The sequence below is a fragment of the Delftia tsuruhatensis NBRC 16741 genome (assembly GCF_001571325.1).
Taxonomy (GTDB): domain Bacteria; phylum Pseudomonadota; class Gammaproteobacteria; order Burkholderiales; family Burkholderiaceae_C; genus Comamonas; species Comamonas tsuruhatensis.
Genome location: NZ_BCTO01000024.1, coordinates 160,083 through 181,411 on the forward strand (window position 1 = coordinate 160,083; position 21,329 = coordinate 181,411).

The 21,329-nt window shown below is 65.9% G+C and carries 17 protein-coding genes and 1 other RNA gene; 8 read left to right on the forward strand and 10 right to left on the reverse strand.

What is annotated here, in order from left to right; all coding sequences use genetic code 11:
* Position 1 precedes the first annotated feature (1 nt).
* An RNA gene (ffs, locus tag DTS01S_RS13205) (signal recognition particle sRNA small type) lies at positions 2 to 98 on the forward strand.
* Positions 99 to 162: 64 nt separating this feature from the next.
* Here ffs and DTS01S_RS13210 read toward each other — a convergent pair.
* A complete protein-coding gene (locus tag DTS01S_RS13210; RefSeq protein ID WP_016451345.1) occupies positions 163 to 1,539 on the reverse strand; it encodes a TIGR03862 family flavoprotein in 1,377 nt (458 codons plus the stop codon).
* Positions 1,540 to 1,810: 271 nt separating this feature from the next.
* Here DTS01S_RS13210 and trxA point away from each other — a divergent pair, with 271 nt between their 5' ends.
* Complete coding sequence (gene trxA, locus DTS01S_RS13215; RefSeq protein ID WP_016447450.1) at positions 1,811 to 2,143, forward strand: thioredoxin TrxA; 333 nt, start codon at positions 1,811 to 1,813, stop codon at positions 2,141 to 2,143.
* Between the two features lie 267 nt (positions 2,144 to 2,410).
* Positions 2,411 to 3,673, forward strand: coding sequence for a transcription termination factor Rho (gene rho, locus DTS01S_RS13220; protein WP_016447451.1), 1,263 nt, complete (start codon positions 2,411 to 2,413; stop codon positions 3,671 to 3,673).
* A gap of 64 nt (positions 3,674 to 3,737) precedes the next feature.
* Here the strand turns inward: rho and DTS01S_RS13225 are convergent, their stop codons facing one another.
* Positions 3,738 to 5,147 (reverse strand): CoA transferase, encoded by a 1,410-nt coding sequence (locus tag DTS01S_RS13225; protein WP_026062161.1) that lies wholly within the window; start codon positions 5,145 to 5,147, stop codon positions 3,738 to 3,740.
* Between the two features lie 100 nt (positions 5,148 to 5,247).
* Between DTS01S_RS13225 and DTS01S_RS13230 the strand changes: the two genes are divergently transcribed.
* The 4 genes from DTS01S_RS13230 to DTS01S_RS13245 all read left to right on the forward strand — a co-directional run bounded on the left by DTS01S_RS13230 (position 5,248) and on the right by DTS01S_RS13245 (position 10,060).
* A complete protein-coding gene (locus DTS01S_RS13230) occupies positions 5,248 to 6,441 on the forward strand; it encodes a citrate synthase family protein (protein ID WP_017404528.1) in 1,194 nt (397 codons plus the stop codon).
* Positions 6,442 to 6,555: 114 nt separating this feature from the next.
* Positions 6,556 to 6,801 (forward strand): type B 50S ribosomal protein L31, encoded by a 246-nt coding sequence (locus tag DTS01S_RS13235; RefSeq protein ID WP_012206708.1) that lies wholly within the window; start codon positions 6,556 to 6,558, stop codon positions 6,799 to 6,801.
* Between the two features lie 155 nt (positions 6,802 to 6,956).
* Positions 6,957 to 8,696, forward strand: a complete 1,740-nt coding sequence (locus DTS01S_RS13240; protein WP_017404527.1) for a hypothetical protein — start codon at positions 6,957 to 6,959, stop codon at positions 8,694 to 8,696.
* Positions 8,693 to 10,060, forward strand: coding sequence for an MATE family efflux transporter (locus tag DTS01S_RS13245; protein WP_017404526.1), 1,368 nt, complete (start codon positions 8,693 to 8,695; stop codon positions 10,058 to 10,060). The genes DTS01S_RS13240 and DTS01S_RS13245 overlap by 4 nt, the downstream gene beginning before the upstream one ends.
* Before the next feature lie 28 nt (positions 10,061 to 10,088).
* On the opposite strand, the gene phoR is transcribed toward DTS01S_RS13245, so the two are convergent.
* The 7 genes from phoR to pstS all read right to left on the reverse strand — a co-directional run bounded on the left by phoR (position 10,089) and on the right by pstS (position 16,888).
* On the reverse strand, positions 10,089 to 11,483 hold the full coding sequence (gene phoR / locus DTS01S_RS13250; RefSeq protein ID WP_016447456.1) for a phosphate regulon sensor histidine kinase PhoR: 1,395 nt from the start codon (positions 11,481 to 11,483) through the stop codon (positions 10,089 to 10,091).
* A gap of 120 nt (positions 11,484 to 11,603) precedes the next feature.
* Positions 11,604 to 12,299, reverse strand: a complete 696-nt coding sequence (gene phoB, locus DTS01S_RS13255) for a phosphate regulon transcriptional regulator PhoB (RefSeq protein ID WP_016447457.1) — start codon at positions 12,297 to 12,299, stop codon at positions 11,604 to 11,606.
* A 20-nt stretch (positions 12,300 to 12,319) separates the two neighbouring features.
* Positions 12,320 to 13,021: a phosphate signaling complex protein PhoU gene (phoU, locus tag DTS01S_RS13260; RefSeq protein ID WP_016447458.1), complete on the reverse strand. Its 702-nt coding sequence runs from the start codon at positions 13,019 to 13,021 to the stop codon at positions 12,320 to 12,322.
* Between the two features lie 13 nt (positions 13,022 to 13,034).
* Positions 13,035 to 13,817 (reverse strand): phosphate ABC transporter ATP-binding protein PstB, encoded by a 783-nt coding sequence (gene pstB, locus DTS01S_RS13265; protein WP_016447459.1) that lies wholly within the window; start codon positions 13,815 to 13,817, stop codon positions 13,035 to 13,037.
* Positions 13,818 to 13,855: 38 nt separating this feature from the next.
* Positions 13,856 to 14,719, reverse strand: a complete 864-nt coding sequence (gene pstA / locus DTS01S_RS13270; protein ID WP_046984528.1) for a phosphate ABC transporter permease PstA — start codon at positions 14,717 to 14,719, stop codon at positions 13,856 to 13,858.
* A 17-nt stretch (positions 14,720 to 14,736) separates the two neighbouring features.
* Positions 14,737 to 15,675 (reverse strand): phosphate ABC transporter permease subunit PstC, encoded by a 939-nt coding sequence (gene pstC / locus DTS01S_RS13275; protein WP_016447461.1) that lies wholly within the window; start codon positions 15,673 to 15,675, stop codon positions 14,737 to 14,739.
* 172 nt (positions 15,676 to 15,847) lie between these two features.
* On the reverse strand, positions 15,848 to 16,888 hold the full coding sequence (gene pstS / locus DTS01S_RS13280) for a phosphate ABC transporter substrate-binding protein PstS (protein ID WP_016447462.1): 1,041 nt from the start codon (positions 16,886 to 16,888) through the stop codon (positions 15,848 to 15,850).
* Positions 16,889 to 17,135: 247 nt separating this feature from the next.
* Here pstS and DTS01S_RS13285 point away from each other — a divergent pair, with 247 nt between their 5' ends.
* Positions 17,136 to 18,620: a Ppx/GppA phosphatase family protein gene (locus DTS01S_RS13285; RefSeq protein ID WP_046238476.1), complete on the forward strand. Its 1,485-nt coding sequence runs from the start codon at positions 17,136 to 17,138 to the stop codon at positions 18,618 to 18,620.
* Positions 18,621 to 18,738: 118 nt separating this feature from the next.
* On the opposite strand, the gene ppk1 is transcribed toward DTS01S_RS13285, so the two are convergent.
* The gene (ppk1, locus tag DTS01S_RS13290; RefSeq protein ID WP_016451339.1) at positions 18,739 to 21,183 is read right to left on the reverse strand and encodes a polyphosphate kinase 1; all 2,445 of its coding nucleotides are present in this window, start codon (positions 21,181 to 21,183) and stop codon (positions 18,739 to 18,741) included.
* Between the last annotated feature and the right edge of the window lie 146 nt (positions 21,184 to 21,329).

The window sequence follows — 21,329 nt, forward strand, 5'->3', positions numbered from 1 at the left end:
TGACGGGCCTCCTCGCATGGGGAAGCGGCCAACCGGGTCAGGTGGGGAACCAAGCAGCCCTAACCGTGAAACCAGTGCCGAGGGCAAGGCTCGTCACCTTCCATTGAACAGCAGGCCCTGCGGGCGCCTGCCCCGTCCACGCCCGCAGCGGCCCTTCTCTCCTCAACGCGTCTCGCCATCCACCTTCAGATAGCGGGCAACGCCCTGTGCCGCGTGCACGCCGCTGGCCATGCATGCCGTCAGCAGGTAGCCACCCGTGGGAGCCTCCCAGTCCAGCATTTCGCCGGCACAGAAAACGCCGGGCGCAGCCACGCACATGCCATTGGCATCCAACGCCTGCAGCCGCACGCCACCTGCGGTGCTGATGGCCTCGTCGATGGGCCGGGCCGCCACCAAGGTGATGGGCAGGGCCTTGATGGCCTGGGCCAGCCGCGCGGGATCGGCCACGCCGTCCTTGCCCAGCACCTCATGCAGCACGGCGGCCTTGATGCCGTCCAGGCCCAGGCGCCCCTTCAGATGGCTGGCCAGGCTGCGTGAGCCACGCGGATGGCGCACCTCCGCCAGCACGCGCTCGGGTGTCAACTGGGGCAGCAGGTCGAGATGGACGGTGGCATGCCCGTCGCGCGCAATGACTTCGCGCAGCGCGGCAGAGACGGCATAGACCAGGCTGCCCTCCACGCCCGTGGTCGTGGCCACGAATTCGCCCTTGCGCGAGAAAACGTTGCCCCGGCCATCATCAAAGGACAGCGCCACCGACTTGAAAGGCTGGCCGGCAAAGCGCTCGGTGAAATAGGGGCTCCAGCCGCGCGCAGGCTGGGGGCTGGCCCCCAGCAGCTCGGCCATGAATTCCCTGCGATCGATCTGCCCGCCCGGCGCCGCACCGCCCAGGCCCACATCGAACCCGCAGTTGGAGGGCTTCAACGCAGCGACTTCCACGCCGCGCTGCTCCAGCCAGGGCATCCAGGCGCCATCCGAGCCCAGCCGCGCCCAGCTGCCGCCGCCCAGCGCCAGCACCACGGCCTTCGCGTGCACCTGCAGCCGCCCTTCGGGGGTATCAAAGCCCAGCGCATCGCCATCCTGCCAACCCAGCCAGCGGTGGCGCGTGTGCAGGACCACGCCCTGGGTCTGCAGACGCACCAGCCAGGCACGCAGCAAGGGCGCAGCCTTCATGTCCTTGGGGAATACGCGGCCCGAACTGCCCACAAAGGTTTCCACGCCCAGCTCGCCGGCCCAGGCACGCAGCTGATCCGGGGGCAGCAGCTCCAGCCAGCGCGACACCTCGGCACTGCGCTCGCCATAGCGGGAGACAAAGGCGGGCAGGTTTTCGGAATGGGTCAGGTTGAGCCCGCCCTTGCCGGCCATGAGGAACTTGCGTCCTGCGGAGGACTTGGCCTCGAACACATGGACAGTCAGCCCCTTGCCGGCCAGCCCTTCGGCCGCCATCAGGCCCGCAGGCCCGGCGCCGATCACCGCCACATCGCAGTCCATCGTGCGCGCCGCCGCGCTGTGTTCAAAAGCATCCATCACATCAGTTCCCATTCCAAGCTCGCATTCAACTTTGCGCTGCCGGCAGACTCATATGCCTGCAGCGCGGGCGCGCAGAATACCCTGCCGCAGGCCGGCCTGCGCGCAGGCGCCACTAATTCCCGATGACCCCGCAACCCTGCTGCCGCCCCGTAAACAGCTATGACAGTCATAGCATCCAGCTACCGCCCATACGGTGCAGCAGGTGATAGGTTTCTGTCACAATCATTTCGCGGTGCGGATTTTCCTGCGCCTTCCTCATTGCGAAAAATCAAGGACATCACCCATGGCCAGCGAACTGATCAAACACATCTCCGACGCAAGCTTTGAAGCTGACGTCTTGCAACCCGGCTCCACGGTGCTGGTCGATTACTGGGCCGAATGGTGCGGTCCCTGCAAGATGATCGCCCCCATCCTCGACGAAGCAGCCCAGACCTACAAGGACAAGCTGTCCATCGCCAAGATGAATGTGGACGAGAACCGCGAGATCCCGGCCAAGTTCGGCATCCGCGGCATCCCCACGCTGATGCTGTTCAAGGACGGCCAGCTGGCCGCCACCAAGGTCGGCGCCCTCAACAAGGCACAGCTGTCTGCTTTCCTGGACCAGCACCTGGCCTGATTCTCATGGCTGCCCCCTACACCGGGGCAGCCAAACATGCGGCCCGGCGCTGACCGCTGCACCGCATCGCACTGGCGCACAAACCCTGCGCCAGCGCAAATTTCCCTATGACCTGCGGATTTTTTCCTGTCATAATGCCCTTCATCACCGGCCTTATGCATCGAAGGCCGCGCTGAGACCCTCAGGCAAGCCAGCCCACTTCCACAGTGTTTCGCTTGGCTCAACGCCTCCCCCTGGTTTCTTTCCACTCCGTTCTGGAGTCTCTCCATGCACCTTAATGAACTCAAGGCACTGCACGTGTCTGAAGTCCTGAAGCAGGCCGAAGCGCTTGAGATCGAAAACGTCGGTCGCATGCGCAAGCAAGAGTTGATGTTCGCCATCATCAAAAAGCGCGCCAAGGCCGGGGAACAAGTGTTCGCCGACGGCGTGCTGGAAATCCTGCCGGATGGTTTCGGCTTCCTGCGCAGCCCCGACACCAGCTACACGGCCAGCACCGACGACATCTACATCTCGCCCAGCCAGGTCCGCCGCTTCAACCTGCACACCGGCGACATGATCGAAGGCGAAGTGCGCACACCCAAGGATGGCGAGCGCTACTTTGCCCTGACCAAGCTCGACTCCGTCAATGGCGGCTCGCCCGAGCAGAACAAGCACAAAGTGCTGTTCGAGAATCTGACCCCCCTGTTCCCCACCCAGCAGCTGCGCCTGGAGCGCGAGATCAAGGGCGAGGAGAACATCACCGGCCGCATCATCGACATCATCGCCCCCATCGGCCGCGGCCAGCGCGCGCTGATCGTCGCGCCGCCCAAGAGCGGCAAGACCATGATGATGCAGAGCATCGCCCACGCCATCACGGCCAACCATCCCGACGTTCACCTGATGGTGCTGCTGGTCGATGAGCGCCCCGAGGAAGTGACCGAGATGCAGCGCTCGGTCAAGGGCGAGATCATCGCCTCCACCTTCGACGAGCCCGCCACGCGCCACGTGCACGTGGCCGAGATGGTGATCGAGCGCGCCAAGCGCCTGGTCGAACTCAAGAAGGACGTGGTCATCCTGCTGGACTCCATCACCCGCCTGGCCCGCGCCTACAACAACGTCGTGCCCTCGTCGGGCAAGGTGCTGTCGGGCGGCGTGGACTCCAACGCGCTGCAGCGCCCCAAGCGCTTCTTCGGCGCGGCGCGCAATGTGGAAGAAGGCGGCTCGCTGACCATCATCGCCACGGCCCTGGTCGATACCGGCAGCCGCATGGACGAAGTGATCTTCGAAGAGTTCAAGGGCACGGGCAACAGCGAACTGGCCCTGAACCGCCGCCTCTACGAAAAGCGCGTGTTCCCCGCCATCGAACTCAACAAGAGCGGCACGCGCCGCGAAGAACTGCTGCTGGCTCCCGAGATCCTGCAGAAGACGCGCATCCTGCGCCAGTTCATGTACAACATGGACGAGATCGAGGCCATGGAGCTGATGATCAAGAACATGCGGGCCACCAAGACCAACGTGGACTTCTTCGACATGATGCGCCGCGGCGGCTGATCTCAGAGATCCAGCCCACGGCACCTGCGAACGCCTCGCTCACGCGGGGCGTTTTGCATTCAGCTCACCATGCAGCGGCAGCCGTACCCAGGGCGCAAGCCGCACGCTCCCAGTGCATGGGAGCGCCCGCCACCTCCACCGGCGCCCGCAGGCGCCGCGCGGGCCCCCAGGAAGTGGCCTCGACGGCCGCGCCGAAATCCGCCCAACCGTCCACCGCCGCCAGCGTGCAGGGGTCCGGATCACCGACGCCCTGCCCCGCCAGGAGATGGGCCGTGCGCGCCAGCGAGGCGCGCACCGTGCTGCCGCCCAGCCCCTGGCTGCGCCGCACCAGCGCCATCACCACGGCGGCCGCCATCAGATAACCCGTTGCATGATCCAACGCCTGCAGCGGCAACGGCGTGGGCCGGTCGCGACCCAGCCGGTGCATGCCCGCATCGGCAATGCCGGCGCTCATCTGCACCAGACTGTCGAAACCGCGCCGCTGCTGCCAGGGCCCGCTCCAGCCATAGGCATTGAGCGACACGTCGATGAGCGAAGGATTCACCTGCCGACGCCACGCGGCACCGAATCCCAGGCCTTCCAGCGCGCCGTCCCGGTAGCCATGGACCAGCACATCGGCCCCGGCCAGCAGTTGCTCGAACACGGCACGATGCTGTGGCGCCCGCAGGTCCAGCCGGGCACAGCGCTTGCCCAGCGTGACCTCGGGCACCGTGCCGGGCTCCTCCCAGCCCGGCGGATCGATGCGCAACACCTCGGCGCCGTGACCCGCCAGCCATCGCGTGGCAGCGGGGCCGGCCAGAATGCGCGTCAGGTCCAGCACGCGCAGCCCCTGCAGCGGGCGCCTGGCCGATGGCTGCCAGGCACCCGCATGCCGGCTCGATTGCGGATGCGGATGTGGATGCATCTGCCACGCCAGCAAGGGCTCCCGCTGCACTGCGCGACCCTGCGGGTGCGCGGCCCATTCAGACAGCCCGCGCATGGCTGCAGCACAGCCGCCTTGCGCCACAACGGCCGACTCCAGCTCTTGTGCTGCCCAGCGCTCGACCGCGGCAGCCACGGCCTCGCGTTCGGCGGGCGCATCCAGAACGGCCAGTGCCGCTGCACGGTGATGGGGCGCGTTGGTATGCAGGCGAATCCAGCCGTCCGCCGAGCGGTAGTCGCCGGCCACGGAATCCCACAGCGCGGGCATCTCCCAGCCCTGCGGATGCAGGCTATGGCCAAACCACAAGGAGGCAAGCCTGCGATCCACCACCACACGCGGCGCTGCAGCGTCGAGCTGCGCGATCAACTCGGATAGGCAAAGGCCTGCCACGCCCAGGCTGGCGGCCGCCAGATCGGAGACCGGGAACACGGAGGCCAAGGACCCACGACCTCGCTGCTCCAGACGTTGGAGCGCCACCGGATCACCATCCAGCGCCTCCCAGATCTGGCCGGTGCAATGGTCGAAAGCGCAGGGAAAAGGGAGACGGGACATGGAGCACTCCTGGCAGCTGAAACAAGGCTTGGAACTCGCACCATAGGTTCCTGGTAAATATTGTCAATATTGATTCAATTAATCAACATATGATCGACCCATGCCCGACTACCTGAACTCCACCGAGGCCACCGCGCTGCTGGGCGTGAGCCGTGCCACGCTGTACGCCTATGTCAGCCGAGGCCTGCTGCAGGCCCACGCCGCAGACACGCCGCGCCAAAGCCGCTACCTGCGCGAAGAGGTCGAGCAGCTCGCACGCCAGCGCGGCCTGGGCCGCAAGCCGCGCGAAGTGGCGCAGGCCGCGCTCAGCTGGGGCCTGCCGGTGCTGGAGTCCACGATCACATTGATAGAAAAGGGCCGCCTGTACTACCGGGGCGAGGACGCCGTTCACTGGGCGCGAACCCGCACGCTGGAGGAGACAGCCGCCCTCCTGTGGCAATACCCGACCCAGGCAGCCTTCGCTGCAAACGCCGTGGAGGCCGCGCCTTTGCTGTCCGACCTGCAGCAGCGCATGGCAGGCCAACCGTGCGAAAACACATTGCTGCCCCTGTTCACCGTCGCCAGCGATGACACGGCCACCGCTGCCTGGCAGCAATCACCCGAACGGCTGGCGGCAGGCTGCGGTGCGCTGTTGCGCCTGCTGGCTGCCTGCCTGCTGGGCACCGTGCCGGACAAGGCCGCCATCCATCTGCAGTGCGCACGGGCCTGGAAGCTGGATGCGCCAGGCGCGGACCTCGTGCGCGTGGCCCTGGTGCTGTGCGCCGACCATGAACTCAACGCATCAGGCTTCACGGCGCGCTGCGTGGCCTCCACGGGCGCAAGCCTGCGCGCTGCCGTGGTGGGAGGCCTTGCCGCCTTGACAGGCGGGCGCCACGGCGGCACGACCGCGCGCGTGGAAGCGCTGTGGGACGAGGTGGGCGAGCAGCAGATCGCCACCCGCCTGCGCCAGCGTCTGGCGCGCGGCGAATCCCTGCCCGGCTTCGGCCACCACCTCTACCCTGATGGCGACGTGCGTGCCGCCCTGCTGCTTGACATGCTGCCGGCGCATGGCCCGGCAACGATGCTGGCCAAGGAGGTGATGGCGCTGACGGGGCAGGCGCCTTCGGTCGATTTCGCGCTGGTGGCCCTGCGACGGCATCTGCAGCTGCCGCCGGGCAGCGCCTTCGGCCTGTTCGCGCTGGGCCGCTGCGCCGGCTGGCTGGCGCAGGCGCTGGAGCAGCGCTCCACCCGGCAAATCATCCGTCCGCGCGCGGCGTACACGGGCCCCAGGCCTGCCGGTTTGGCACGGAACTGAGCACTATGCGATAATGCAGGGCTTTTTCTTGCGGAAAGTACGCTTGATTTGAACCGCTACAAAGGTTGCAGCGGGTCAGGCACGGCTACCGCACTTGCATCAGAAGGAAAGATCATGAAAGAAGGCATCCACCCCAACTACCGCGAAGTGCTGTTCGTGGACCTGTCCAACGGCTTCAAGTTCGTGACCCGCTCCTGCGTGAACACGAAGGAAACCGAAACCTTCGAAGGCAAGGACTACCCCCTGTTCAAGCTGGACACCTCGTCCGAGTCGCACCCCTTCTACACCGGCACGCAAAAGTCGGTGGACAACATGGGCGGCCGTGTGGAGCGCTTCCGCAACCGTTTCGGCAAGAAGTAAATCCTGCTTCTCCGGCCAGAAGGGCAGCACGGGCAACCGCGCTGCCCTTTTGTTTTTCGCAGTCCGGCCAATCCATGCCGGCCAGGCATGCCCCATTCTTTTCGAGGCCCTTGCTTCGCGTATTCTTGCGCCCTCCGTTGCAGAAAGTCCTGTGAGTGAACCAGCCCACCCCTGCCATCGTTGCCCAAAGCGCCGTGCGCCGCCTGCCGCGCTGGTCGCTGCTGCTGCTGTGCCTGGCCTATGTCGTGCCCGGATATGTGGGGCGCAGCCCCTGGCGCATGGCCGACATGGAGGCCTTCGGCTACATGCGGGAGCTGGCCCTGGGCCATACCTCCTGGCTGGCACCGCGCATGGCGGGGCTGCTGCCCGAATCCGAAGGCCTGCTCTCGTACTGGCTCGGTGCGCTGGCCATGCAGGGAGCACCTTCCTGGCTGCACCCGGAGATGGCGGCACGCCTGCCCTTCATCGCCATGCTGGTGATCACGCTGGCGGCCACCTGGTGGGGCGTGTACTACCTGGCGCGCACACCGGGCGCACGCCCCGTGGCCTTTGCCTTTGGCGGTGAGGCCCAGCCTACCGACTATGCGCGCGCCATGGCCGACGGAGGGTTGCTGGCCCTGGTGGCCTGCCTGGGCCTGGCCCAGCTCTCCCACGAAACCACCAGCTACATGACCCAGCTGGGCTGCGCGGCCCTGCTGTTCTTTGCCGCCGCCGCCATGCCCTACCACGGCTGCACGGCCACGCTGGCATTGCTGCTGGGCCTGCCCGGCCTGGCACTGAGCGGCGCGCCGACCGTGGCCACGCTGTTCGGCCTGGGCGGTACCGCCATGGCTTTCTTCTCGCGCACCTGGGGCGACGAAGCCACGCCCGCCCCACGCGCATCACGCCTGTGGACCGTGCTGTGGCTGGCGGTGACGATCTTGGCGGCCGCACTGTCCTGGTGGCTGGACCAGTGGGCCTGGCGCGTGGTGGACAGCGGCACTGCCAAGGAATGGCAAAGCCTGGTCAGGCTGCTGCTGTGGTTCAGCTGGCCCGCCTGGCCGCTGGCACTGTGGACGCTGTGGGTCTGGCGTCGCCAGATCGCCACGCCCCGGCGCTATCCCCATCTGGCGCTGCCGCTGTGGTTTGCCATCATTCCGGTGATCGCTTCGTTGAGCACGCTGCCAGCAGACCGCGCCCTGCTGCTGGGCCTGCCCGCCATCGCCACGCTGGCGGCCTTTGCCCTGCCCACGCTGCGCCGCAGCATCAGCGCCCTGATCGACTGGTTCACCCTGCTGTTCTTCAGCGCCGCGGCCATTGCCATCTGGGTGATCTGGCTTTCGCTGCAGACCGGCATTCCCGCCAAGCCCGCCGCCAATGTGGCAAGGCTGGCCCCGCAGTTCACGCCGGAATTCTCGGTGCTGTCCTTCGCCGTGGCGGTGGCTGCCACCCTGGCCTGGTGTGTGCTCGTGGCCTGGCGCACCTCGCGCAACCGTGCGGCCATCTGGAAGAGCCTGGTGCTGCCCGCCAGTGGCGCCACGCTGGCCTGGCTGCTGCTGATGACGCTGTGGCTGCCGCTGATGGACCATGCGCGCAGCTTCGAGCCACAGATGCGCCTGGTACTGGCCGAACTGCCCAGGGACGGCAGCTGCGTTCAAACCTATGGCCTGCCGCGCGCCCACATTGCCGCGCTGCGCTACTACGGTGACATCGATACCCAGCGACTGAGCATGGCCGGTGCCGCGCGCTGCGACTGGATGGTGGCCGAGGAAGAAACCTGGCTGGATCCTCACAGCGCACGTCTGCAGGCCACCTGGGAGACCGTGGCCCGCGTGGTACGGCCCACCGACCGCAAGGACTTCCTTCTGGTCTTGAAACGCAGGCCTGAGGCGAGGCCCGTCCAGGTCAAGCCATGAACCTGCCAGCGCACGCCCCCCTGAGCGCTGAGCGACGCACCATTGCCCAGCATGCCCTGACCGTGCTGGCCGGGCAGCTGGCCGTGATGGCCTTCGGCGTGACCGACACCATCGTGGCGGGCCGCTATTCAGAAGAGGCGCTGGCGGCGCTGTCCGTGGGATCGGCCATCTTCGTGAGCGTCTACGTCTCGCTGATGGGCATTTTCCAGGCCCTGCTGCCGCTGTGGGCCGAGCACCGCGGCGCCGGACAGCCCCAGGCCATAGGCCGCACGCTGCGGCAGGCCATGTACATGCTGCTGGCGGCCTGCGCCGTGGGCATGGGCGTGCTGCTGTTTCCCGATGCACTGCTGCGCTGGGCCGATGTTCCGCTGCCGCTGCAGGTGCAGGTGCGGGCCTATCTCTCGGTGCTGGCCTGGAGCCTGCCGGCCGCCCTGCTGTTTCGCATCTACAGCACGCTCAACCAGGCGCTGGGCCACCCCTTGCTGGTGACCTGGCTGCAGCTGGTGTCGCTGCTGATCAAGATCCCTTTGTCCATCTGGCTGGCCTTTGGCGGAGCCGGCCTGCCGGCCTTGGGCGCCGAAGGCTGCGCCTGGGCCACGCTGATCGTGAACTACGCCATGGTCGCGCTGGCCTTGTCTTTGATGCGCAGCCAACGCCTGTACGCACCGCTGGCGCTGTGGCAGCGCATGGAGCCGCCGGACTGGCCCCAGCTGGCGCAGTTCGCGCGCCTGGGCATTCCTGCGGGACTGGCGATTCTGGTGGAGGTGACATCGTTCACGCTGATGGCCTTGTTCGTGGCGCGCCAGGGCACGCTGGCCTCGGCCAGCCACCAGATCGCCGCCAACCTTGCGGCGCTGTGCTACATGGTGCCTCTGTCACTGGCCATTGCCACCAGCGCACGGGTCAGCTACTGGCGCGGCGCCGGCGACGAGGTCACGGCGCGGCGCCTGGTCGCCATGGGCTGGCGACTGGCGGCAATGGGCGGGTTGGTGCTGGCCTGTGCACTGTTGCTTTCCCGCGAGGGCCTGGCCCGCATCTACAGCGGCAACCCCGAGGTGGTGGCCATCACCGCCAGCCTGCTGGCCTGGGTGGCTGCCTACCATGTGGCGGACGCCATCCAGACTTTCTGCATCTTCGTGCTGCGCTGCTACCGCATCACCGTGGCGCCACTGGTCATCTATTGCCTGCTGCTATGGGGTGGCGGTCTGGCCGGCGGATACTGGCTGGCCTATGGCACGGACAGCGTCCTGCCCGCCTGGCTGCACCCGGGCACGCCCGCCCCCTTCTGGGCCGGCAGCGCCTGTGCGCTGCTGGTGACCGCAGTGGTGTTCAGCGCGGTCGTACGCAAGGCCACAAACCGCTGAGCGGGTAGCGGCCATCCGTCAGAGCGCGCTATGCGGCGCGGCTGCCCCGGCTGTCGCTGCTGTCACGGGCCTCGGGCGCAGGAATGCGCACCCGGCTGGCCGGAAAGGTCACCGAAAACTCCGATCCCTGGCCCGGCGCGCTGGTGATGCCCAGCTTGGCACCATGGCGCTGCAGCACATGCTTGACGATGGCCAGGCCCAGGCCCGTGCCGCCGGTATCGCGCGAACGGCTGCGGTCCACGCGGTAAAAGCGTTCCGTCAGGCGCGCCAGGTGCTTGGGCTCGATCCCTGGCCCGGAGTCCTGCACGGCAAAGCGTGCCGATCCATCGGGCAAGGTCTCCCAGGTGACGTCGATGCGCCCGCCTGCCGGTGTGTAGCGCATGGCGTTGGCCAGCAGGTTGGAGAAGGCGCTTTGCAGCTCGGCGCTGGCGCCGGCCACCTCGCCGGCCTGCGCCAGCATCTCGGCCGACGGAAAGCTCAGCGCATGCGGCAGGGATTGCTTGCGCGTCAGCATGGACGACAGGCCGCGCGCCTCGTTTTCGCAGCGCTGCATGAGCTGGGCCACGGGCACCCATTCGTTGCTGCTGGGCAGCGGACTGCCCTCCAGGCGCGACAGCGCCAGCAGGTCTTCCACCAGATGCTGCATGCGCTCGGCCTGCTGGGCCATCAGGCCCAGGTAGCGGTTGCGTTCCTCGGGCTCCAGCGGCAGGTTCTGCAGCGTCTCGACAAAGCCCACGAGCACGGTCAGCGGCGTGCGGATTTCATGCGAGACGTTGGCCACGAAGTCACGGCGCATGGCCTCGGCCTGCTCCACCGCGGTCACATCGCGCGCCAGCAGCAGCTTGCGCCCTTCGCCATAGCCGTACAGTTGCACCGACAGCTTGACGGGGCGCGAGGCCGTGCTTTCGCGGCCCTGCATGACCAGATCGCGCGAGAAATCCTGGGTGGCGAAATAGGCGCTGAACTCGGGGTCGCGCACCAGGTTGCCAATGCTTTGCAGCAGGTCGCGTTCGGCATCGAAGCCGAACTGGCGCGCCGCGATCTGGTTGCACCATTCGATGCGGCCGTCGGCATCCAGCAGGACCACGCCGTTGGGACTGGCCTGCAGGGCAGAAAGAATGTCATTGAGCCGCTGGTCGCCCTGCTGCACCTGCTGCACGCTCTGGCGCAGCCAGCGGCGCATGCGCACGCTGGCTTCTCCCCAGATGCCGCTGAGTTCAGGCGCCTCCCGCAGCTCCGACTGGCGCAGCCAGGACAGCAGGCGCATGGCGTTCCAGCTGTCCACCAGCCACCAGATCCAGCCCGCGCACAACGCGCCCGCCAGGGCCGCCACGGCCTGTGACGCCATGCCGGGGCTGGAGGCCGCCATGGCGCCCCACAGCCACCATCCCAGCAATGCGCCCGCGATCTGGGACGCCAACAAGCGAAAACCTCGCCAACCCATACTTGCGCCTTCTTTGCGTTGTATTCGCTGCCTGGGGCAGCGGCGCCCGGGCATGGCCTGCGGGGGCCATGCGTGGATTCATTGGAACGCAGGACCGCCTCAGGCCAGCGCCTGCGCGCTGAGCCGGTAGCCGGCGCCCCGCACCGTTTCGATCAATGCACCGGCCATGCCCAGCGCCTCGCGCAGCCGCTTGACGTGGACGTCCACCGTGCGCTCCTCGATGAAGACGTGATCGCCCCAGACCTTGTCCAGCAACTGGGCACGGCTGTGCACACGCTCGGGGTGCTTCATCAGATAGTGCAGCAGCTTGAACTCGGTGGGGCCCACCTTGATCATGTCGCCCTGCCAGCTCACGCGGTGCGCGGCGGCGTCGAGCACCAGCTCGCCGATGCTGACCTTGTCCTGGATCTGCTCGGGCGCGCGGCGCCGCAGCACGGCACGGATGCGCGCCAGCAGCTCCTGGGTCGAGAAGGGCTTGGTGATGTAGTCATCGGCACCCGCATCGAGCCCCGCCACCTTGTCCGGCTCATCGCCGCGCGCCGTGAGCATCAGGATGGGCACGGCCTTGGTGCGGCTGTCGGCGCGCCACTTGCGCGCCAGGGCCAGACCACTGGCACCGGGCAGCATCCAGTCGAGCAGGATCACGTCGGGCAGCACGGCATCGAGCTCGCGCTGCGCGGTCACGCCGTCCTCGGCCCAGACCGGCTGGAAGCCGTTGTGCCGCAGGTTGACAGCGATCAGCTCCGCGATGGCGGGCTCGTCCTCGACGATAAGGACCATGGGCATCTTCTTCATCCGTTGTTCGCCTCCGGCACTTACAGCACTGCCGACTCGATGGCATCCATGGTCTGGTGGCGGACATCCTTGCCCTCCACCAGATAGATGATCAGCTCGGCCACATTCTTGGAATGGTCACCGATGCGCTCAATGGCCTTGGCCAGGAACAGCAGGTCCAGGCTGGCCGAGATGGTGCGCGGGTCTTCCATCATGTAGGTGATGAGCTTGCGCACGAAGCCGTCGAACTCCTGGTCGATCAGGTCATCTTCCTTGAGGATGGCCACGGCCGCCTTGGTGTCCAGGCGCGCAAAGGCGTCCAGCGTCTTGCGCAGCAGGCCCGAGGCCATCTCGGCCGCAGTGCGCAGGTCGCCCGTGGGCAGGGAGCGTGCGGCGCCGCTTTCGATGATGGACTTGACCATGCGCGCCATCTTGTGCGCTTCGTCGCCCATGCGCTCCAGGTTGGCCGTGGCCTTGGAGAAGGCGATCAGCAGGCGCAGATCGCGCGCCGTGGGCTGGCGCCGGGCAATGATGGACGACAGTTCGTGGTCGATCTCCACTTCCATGGCATTGACGCGCTTTTCTGCGGCATCGACCTGCTCCACGGCCTCGATGCTGAAGCGCGACAGCGCATAGACGGCCTGGCGGATCTGGGACTCGACCAGACCGCCGAGTTCCATGACGCGCGCCGAGACGCGGTTGAGTTCGCTGTCGAACTGGCTGGAAAGGTGTTTTTCGGTCATCGATGGCTCCTGCTCAGCCGAAGCGGCCGGTGATGTAGTCTTCCGTTTCCTTGCGCTGGGGCTTGAAGAACATCTGCTCGGTGTCTCCGAATTCCACCAGGTCGCCCAGGTACATGTAGGCCGTGTAGTCGCTGCAGCGGGCCGCCTGCTGCATGTTGTGCGTGACGATGACGACGGTGTAGTCGTTCTTCAGTTCGGCAATCAGCTCCTCGATCTTGGCCGTGGAGATCGGGTCCAGGGCCGAGCAGGGCTCGTCGAGCAGCAGCACTTCGGGCTTGATGGCAATGCCGCGTGCAATGCACAGGCGCTGCTGCTGGCCGCCGGACAGGCCCGAGCCGCTTTGCTGCAGCTTGTCCTTGACCTCGCCCCACAGGGCCGCCTTGCGCAGTGCCCATTCCACACGGTCGTCCATGTCGGAGGAGCTGAGGTTTTCAAACAGCTTCACGCCGAAGGCGATGTTGTCGTAGATGGACATGGGAAACGGCGTGGGCTTCTGGAACACCATGCCGACCTTGGCACGGATCAGCGCCACGTCCTGCTTGCTGGTCAGCAGGTTCTCGCCGTCCAGCAAAATCTGGCCTTCGGCGCGCTGCTCGGGATACAGCTCGAACATGCGGTTGAAGGTGCGCAGCAGCGTGGACTTGCCGCAGCCCGACGGGCCGATGAAAGCCGTGACCTTCTTTTCGGGAATGTCCAGGTTGATGCCCTTCAAGGCGTGGAACTTGCCGTAGTAGAAGTTCAGGTCGCGCACCGTCAGCTTGGAAGAGGTCAGCGCGCTGGAAGAGGTCGCAGTCATTGCGGAATCCTTGTCCTGGTTGATTGCTTGTTGCTGCATTACTTCTGGCGTGTCAGGAAACGCGCCAGGATATTGAGACCGAGCACCGCCACGGTGATCAGGAACACACCGGCCCAGGCCAGTTGCTGCCAATTCTCGTAAGGGCTCATCGCGAACTTGAAGATGGTCACCGGCAGGCTGGCCATGGGCTTGGACAGGTCGGCATTCCAGAACTGGTTGTTCAGCGCCGTGAACAGCAGCGGGGCGGTCTCGCCGGCAATGCGGGCCACGGCCAGCAGCACGCCGGTGATCACGCCGGCGCGCGCTGCACGCAGCGTCACCATGATGATGACCTTCCACTTGGGCGTGCCCAGCGCGTAGGCGGCTTCGCGCAGGCTGGCAGGCACCAGCACAAGCATGTTCTCGGTGGTGCGGATGACCACGGGAATCACGATCAGCGCCAGCGCCACCACGCCCGCATAGCCGGAAAAGCTCTTGAAGCGCGCCACGACCACGGTGTAGACGAACAGGCCGATCACGATGGACGGCGCCGACAGCAGGATGTCGTTGACGAAGCGTGTGGTATTGGCCAGCCAGCCACGCGCATCGTATTCAGCCAGGTAGACACCGGCCATCACGCCGATGGGCGTGCCCACGAACGTGGCCAGGGCCACCATGATCAGCGAGCCGAAGATGGCGTTGGCAATGCCGCCGGCCTCATTGGGCGGAGGCGTCATCTCGCTGAACAGTGCCAGGCTCAGGCCGCCGATGCCCAGGGTGATGGTCTCCCACAGAATCCAGATCAGCCAGAACACGCCGAAGGTCATGGCAGCCAGGGACAGGGTCAGCGCCACCTGGTTCACACGCTTGCGCTGGGCATACTTGGCCTGGCGCACGCGCGACAGCTCGGCGGCATTGATCATCTTGGTGGAGGTGCTGCTCACGAGCGTGCTCCTTCATTCTTTTGCAGGCGGTTGAGCAGGACCTTGGAGCAAGCCAGCACCACGAAGGTGATGAAGAACAGCACCAGACCCAGATAGATCAGCGAAGCCTGGTGCAAGCCCTCGCCCGCTTCGGCGAACTCGTTGGCCAGGGCCGAGGTGATGCTGTTGGCAGCCTCGAAGACCGACAGCGAGTTGAGCTGGTTCATGTTGCCGATCACGAAGGTCACGGCCATGGTCTCGCCCAATGCACGGCCCAGGCCCAGCATCACGCCGCCGAGCACGCCGGTCTTGGTGTAGGGCAGAACCACCTTCCAGACCACTTCCCAGGTCGTGGAACCCAGGCCATAGGCGGACTCCTTGAGCAGGGCCGGAGTGACCTCGAACACATCGCGCATCACGGAGGCGATGAAGGGAATGATCATGATGGCCAGGATGATGCCGGCCGACAGGATGCCGATGCCCACCGGCGGGCCGGACACGAAGGCCTCCAGATAGGGAACGCCCTGGAACAGCTTTTGCAGGGGCTGCTGCACATAGGTGGACAGCACGGGGCCGAACACCATCAGGCCCCACATGCCGTAGACGATGGAAGGCACGGCGGCCAGCAGCTCCACGGCCGTGCCCAGCGGGCGCTTGAGCCAGGCCGGCGACAGCTCGGTGAGGAACAGCGCGATGCCGAAGCTCACGGGCACCGCAATCAGCAATGCGATGGCCGAGGTGGCCAGCGTGCCGTAGATCATGACCAGGCCGCCGAATTCGTTGCGAACGGGGTCCCAGACACTGCGGCCGAGGAAACTCAGGCCGTATTCATAGATGGCGGGCCAGGCACCGACCAGCAGCGAGGCCAGGATGGCCAGCAGCAGGCCCAGCGTCAGCAGCGCGGCCAGACGCGCGAGAGCGCCAAACAAGCGATCCGCCACGCGCCCCGACAGCATCGGGGGGCGTAGCGGAGAAGGTGTGCGTCGCTGGGAAGCCTGTGCAGAGGCGGCCAGCGAGTTCGAGGGCGACGTTGTGGACACGTGAGGCGCCTTTATTCGCGGTTTGTGAAGGGATCAGGGGAGCCATGATGCACCTGCCGGCGGTGCGCCATGGCCCCCTTTTCAGGGTTTACTTCAGGGAAATGGCAGTGCCGGAGGTGTCCTTGATCTGGCCCCAGGATTGGAAGATCACGTTCTTGACGGCGTCAGGCATGGGCACGTAGTCCAGGTCGGTGGCGGTCTTGTCGCCGGACTTGTAGGCCCACTCGAAGAACTTCAGCGAGGCAGCGGCCTGTGCAGGCTTGTCCTGGGCCTTGTGCATGATGATGAAGGTGGCCGAGGTGATGGGCCATGCCTCCTTGCCAGGCTGGTTGGTCAGGATCTGGTAGAAGCTCTTGGCCCAGTCGGCACCGGCAGCAGCGGCCTTGAAGGTGGCGTCATCAGGGGACACGAAGGTGCCGCCTGCGGTCTGCAGCTGGGTGTAGGTCAGCTTGTTTTGCTTGACGTAGGCGTACTCGACGTAGCCGATGGAGTTGGGCAGGCGACCCACGAAGGCGGCCACGCCTTCGTTGCCCTTGCCGCCTGCGCCCGTGGGCCAGTTCACGGCCTTGCCTTCGCCAACCTTTTCCTTCCACTCGGCATTGACCTTGGACAGGTAGTTGGTGAAGCCGAAGGTGGTGCCCGAGCCGTCAGCGCGGCGCACGGGAGCGATGGTGGCGTCAGGCAGGTTCACGCCCGGGTTCAGGGCCTTGATGGCCTCGTCATTCCACTTGCTGATCTTGCCCAGGTAGATGTCGCCCAGCACCTGGCCGGTCAGCTTGAGCTGGCCGGGCTGGATGCCCTTGATGTTGACCACGGGCACGATGCCGCCGATCACGGTGGGAAATTGCACCAGACCCTTCTTGGCCAGTTCTTCATCCTTGAGCGGCTCGTCGGAGGCGCCGAAGTCCACGGTCTTGGCTTCGATCTGCTTGATGCCGGCGCTGGAGCCCACGGACTGGTAGTTGATCTTCACGCCGGTGGCCTTGTTGTAGTCCGCAGCCCACTTGGAGTACAGCGGAGCCGGGAAGCTGGCGCCTGCGCCGGTGGCTTCCTGCTGAGCCAGGGCCTGGCCCACGCCGCCCGCAGACAGAGCACCAGCCACCAGAATGTGAATCACAGACAACTTCATGTACAGACCTCTTAGGGGTTGAAAGATGCGATGGCTGGACTGTAAGAAGGCTTTGTGACATTGATGTGACATGGAAAAAAGGCGTCACAAACAGCAGGCCTTCCCATGTAAGAACCCGGTCATCGCGATGTCACAATTCCGTCTTAGTCTTGTGTGTCGCACGAGCAGGCACCAGACAGGTGCAGCCCTGCCCCCTCGGACATCGCTGTGCAATCGTGCTCGACGAATCTTGATTGGCGTTTCTTTCATGGCACCAGAATCCCTGCTCGCTGCCGTTGACCTCGGGTCCAACAGCTTTCGCCTCGAAATAGGCCGCGTCGGCAGCCACCAGCGCATAGAGCGCGTGGAATACCTCAAGGAAACCGTGCGCCAGGGCAATGGACTCAACGAGCGCCATGAACTGACTGACGAAGCCATGCAACGCGGCTGGGACTGCCTGGCACGCTTTGGCGAACGGCTGGCCGGCTTTGCGGCCGACCAGGTCCGCGCCGTGGCCACGCAGACCCTGCGCGAGGCCCGCAACCGCGATGTCTTCATCGCGCGAGGCAGCACCCTGCTGGGCTTTCCCATCGAAGTCATCTCGGGCGAGGAAGAGGCCCGGCTGATCTATCGCGGCGTCTCCAGCCTGCTGCCGCCATCGTCTCAACGGCGTCTGGTGGTGGACATTGGCGGGCGCTCCACCGAAGTCATCATCGGCCAGCATGGCGAAGCGCGCCAGGTGGCCTCCTACCCCATAGGCAGCGTGGCCTGGAGCACGCAGTTCTTTGGCGAGGGCACGCTGTCGCGCGCGCACTTCTCGGCCGCCATCAAGGCGGCGCAGGCAGCCCTCACCCAGACCGTATCGGCCTATCCAGCCACCGCCTGGGACTGCGCCTATGCATCGTCAGGCACGGCCAACGCCGTGGGAGACATCCTGGCGGCCAACGGCTACTCCGGGCGGCTGATCACGCCCGACAGCCTGCGCTGGCTGCATGAGCAGTTGATGGACGCCGGCCACGTGGACCGCATCCGCCTGGCCGGACTCAAGGAAGACCGGCGAGCCGTCATCGCCGGCGGCCTGAGCATTCTGATGGCCGCCCTGGGCCTGCTGGGCATCGACGAACTGGAGGTTGCACAGGGCGCGCTGCGCCAGGGCGTGCTGCACGATCTGCTGGAACACGAGCCGCCTGCCGACCGCGAAGCCGCCGAGATCGCGGCGCTGCAACAGGACTTCGGCATTGACGCATCCCACGCACTGCGTGTTCGCAAGGTGGCACGCTGGGCCTGGCAATCGCTGCAGGCGCAGCAGCCGCCCGATGCACTGGCCACGCACGCACTGGACACGGCTGCCAGCCTGCATGAGATCGGCATGCGCATCTCTCTGAGCGCCTACCACCGCCACGGCGCCTACATCACCGAACACTGCAGTGCCGCCACCTGGCCCGTGGAGCTGCGCGAACGCATCACCCAGCTGGTGCTTGGCCACCAGGGCAAGCTGCGCAAGCTCGAGGCTGCCATCGAGGACCGGGCCGTGGCCTGGCCATTGCTGGCGCTGCGCCTGGCCGTGCAGCTGTGCCACGCCCGGCGCGATCCCGATCTGCAGGGCATGCGCCTGCACCGCTCGGACAGCGTCTTTCACCTGACCGTACCGGAAGGCTGGACCAGGAGCTACCCCCAGTCCGCCCAGTTGCTGCGCACCGAAGCCGTGGCCTGGCAGAAGACGCCTTGGACGCTGCAGTTGCATCTGCACTGAATGCCGAACGTCTCCGGCTGCCGCAGCGACAAGCAAAAAGCCCTGCCAGCGCAATGCGTTGGCGGGGCTTTTTCGATTGCACAGGGCAGGCGCGCGGCGCCCTGACAGGATATGCGGCTCAGGCCCGAGGGCCGTAACGCTCCATCAAGGCGTTCTGCGCCCCCAGGCCCGTGGTCGGATAGGGTGCGCGCTGGTAGGCGCCATTGGCTTCCAGCGTCCAGGCGTCGCGGTTGTCATGCAGGCTGGCGACAAGACATTCGTCTATCACCTGCTGGCGCAACGCCGGATCGCGCACAGGCCAGGCCAGCTCCACCCGGCGCATCATGTTGCGGTTCATCCAGTCCGCACTGGACAGCAGCAACTCCTGCTGATTGCCCCAGGCGAAGTAGAAGACGCGCGAATGCTCCAGGAAGCGACCGATGATGGAGCGCACACGGATGTTGTCCGTCCAGCCCTTGCGCTGCGGCGGCAGCATGCAGGCGCTGCGCACGATGAGATCGATGCGTGCGCCCTGCTGACCGGCACGCACCAGGGCCTGCATGAGCAACTCGTCAGTCAGCGCATTCATCTTCAGCACAATCCGCGCCTCTTCGCCGCGCTGTGCGGCCTCGCCCACCTGGGCAATCAGCGCCAGCATGCGATCGTGCAGCTGGAACGGTGCAATCACAAGCTGGTGCAGCTTGGGCAAGCGGTTGTGGCTGGACAGGTGGCTGAACACGGCATCCATGTCGGCCGTGATCTGCGCATCGCAGGTCAGCTGGCTGATGTCCGTGTACAGGCGCGCCGTGCGCACGTTGTAGTTGCCGGTGGACAGGTGGCCGTAGCGCTTGAGCTGGCCGCTGCGCTTTTCGCGCCGGGTAATCAGCAGCATCTTGGCGTGCGTCTTCAGGCCCAGCACGCCGTAGACCACCTGGGCGCCCAAGGCCTCCAGCTTTTCGGCGGAGTTGATGTTGGCCTCTTCGTCAAAGCGGGCCTTGAGCTCCAGCACGGCCAGCACTTCCTTGCCACGGCGAACCGCCTCGGCCAGCAACTGCATGATCTCGGAGTCCGATCCCGTGCGGTAGATGGTCTGCTTGATGGCCAGCACCTCAGGGTCATTGACGGCTTCGCGCAGCAGCTCCAGCACGCCGTCGAAGCTCTCGAAGGGCTGGTGGATCAGCACATCACGCTTGCGGATCTGGGCCATCACCGAGCGGCCCGGCTGCAGCTGGCGCGGCCATGCCGGACGCCAAGGCGGAAACAGCAGCGCGGGGTCATCGACCAGATCCACCAGTTGCGACTGGCGCACCAGGTTCACGGGCCCCTTGACGCGGAACAGTGCCTCGGTCGGCAGGCCGAACTGGCCCAGCAGCAGGTCGGACAGCATGGGCGAGCAGGCAAAGGACACCTCCAGCCTCACCGCCTGGCCGTAGTGGCGATGGTGCAGACCCTGGCGCAGGGCCGTGCGCAGGTCGCTGACGTCTTCCTCATCCACTGCCAGGTCCGAATGGCGCGTGACACGGAATTGCGCAAACTCCGCCACCTCACGCCCCGGGAACAACTCGACGAGATGAGCACGCACGATGCTGGAGATGCTCACGAACAGGCGCTGCTTGCCCGCGATCTTCTCGGGCAGGCGCACCAGGCGCGGCAAGACACGCGGCACCTTGACGATGGCCACCTCGTTGGCACGGCCAAAGGCATCGACACCTTTGAGGCGCACGATGAAGTTCAGCGCCTTGTTGGCCACCTGGGGGAATGGATGGGATGGGTCCAGGCCCACGGGCATGAGCAGCGGCTGGACTTCGCGCAGGAAGTACTCGCGCACCCATTTGCGCTGGGCGCTGCTGCGCTCGCCATGGGATACCACGCGTATGCCCTGCCCCGCAAAGGCGGGAATCAGTGACTGGTTGTACAGCGTGTATTGGCGCAATACCAGCTCATGCGCCTTGTCCATCAGCGAGCGGAAGCTCTGCAGGGTGTACAGGCCCTTGGCGTCGCCGGCCTTGGCGGCCGTCACATGCGGGGCGCAACGCACCTCGAACCATTCGTCGAGATTCGAGGAGACGATGCACAGATAGCGCAAACGCTCCAGCAGCGGCACATCTTCACGCACGGCCCAGTCCAGCACGCGCTCATTGAAGGCCAGGATGCAATGGTCACGGTCAAGAAACTGTTGCTGCTGCTCTTGCACTTCACCGCTTTCGGCTGTGGCGTGCAGTCCAGTGTATTCGGGGGCGGGAAGCCTTGCAGAAGAAGCAGAGGCAGAAGCCGCAATGGCCTGGCCCCGCAGCTCCGACAAGGCGGTGGAGAGGCTTTTCGCCAGAGGCATCATCGGGACATTCAGGGGTGCAGAGACGGGTATGGGAGCTGTCTGGCGGGCCATGCCCAGCGAAGCCGGCCCTGCGGGCACGGCACGCGCTCCCTGTTCATGTTCTGGTTCGGCAGGTGCGGCAGAGGCGCCACCGGGAATCGGCGTGAATGTCTGGGGCATGGATGCAGGGGCCCGGCCTGGGCAGGACCCGGTAGTCACCCCGCTAGCCGGGGATTCGGGCAGTCTGCCCCGGATTTGTGACATGTTCATGACATGCATTCCTCTGTTCATGACATCTGTCATACAAGCCAAGCCAGGCGCAAGCAACGGCGCAGAAACCGTCACGCAAAGGTCATGACCCAGTCACACCGGCACGAGAGCGACGCGAGATCGCCGGGGTGCTAAGCTAGCTGCCT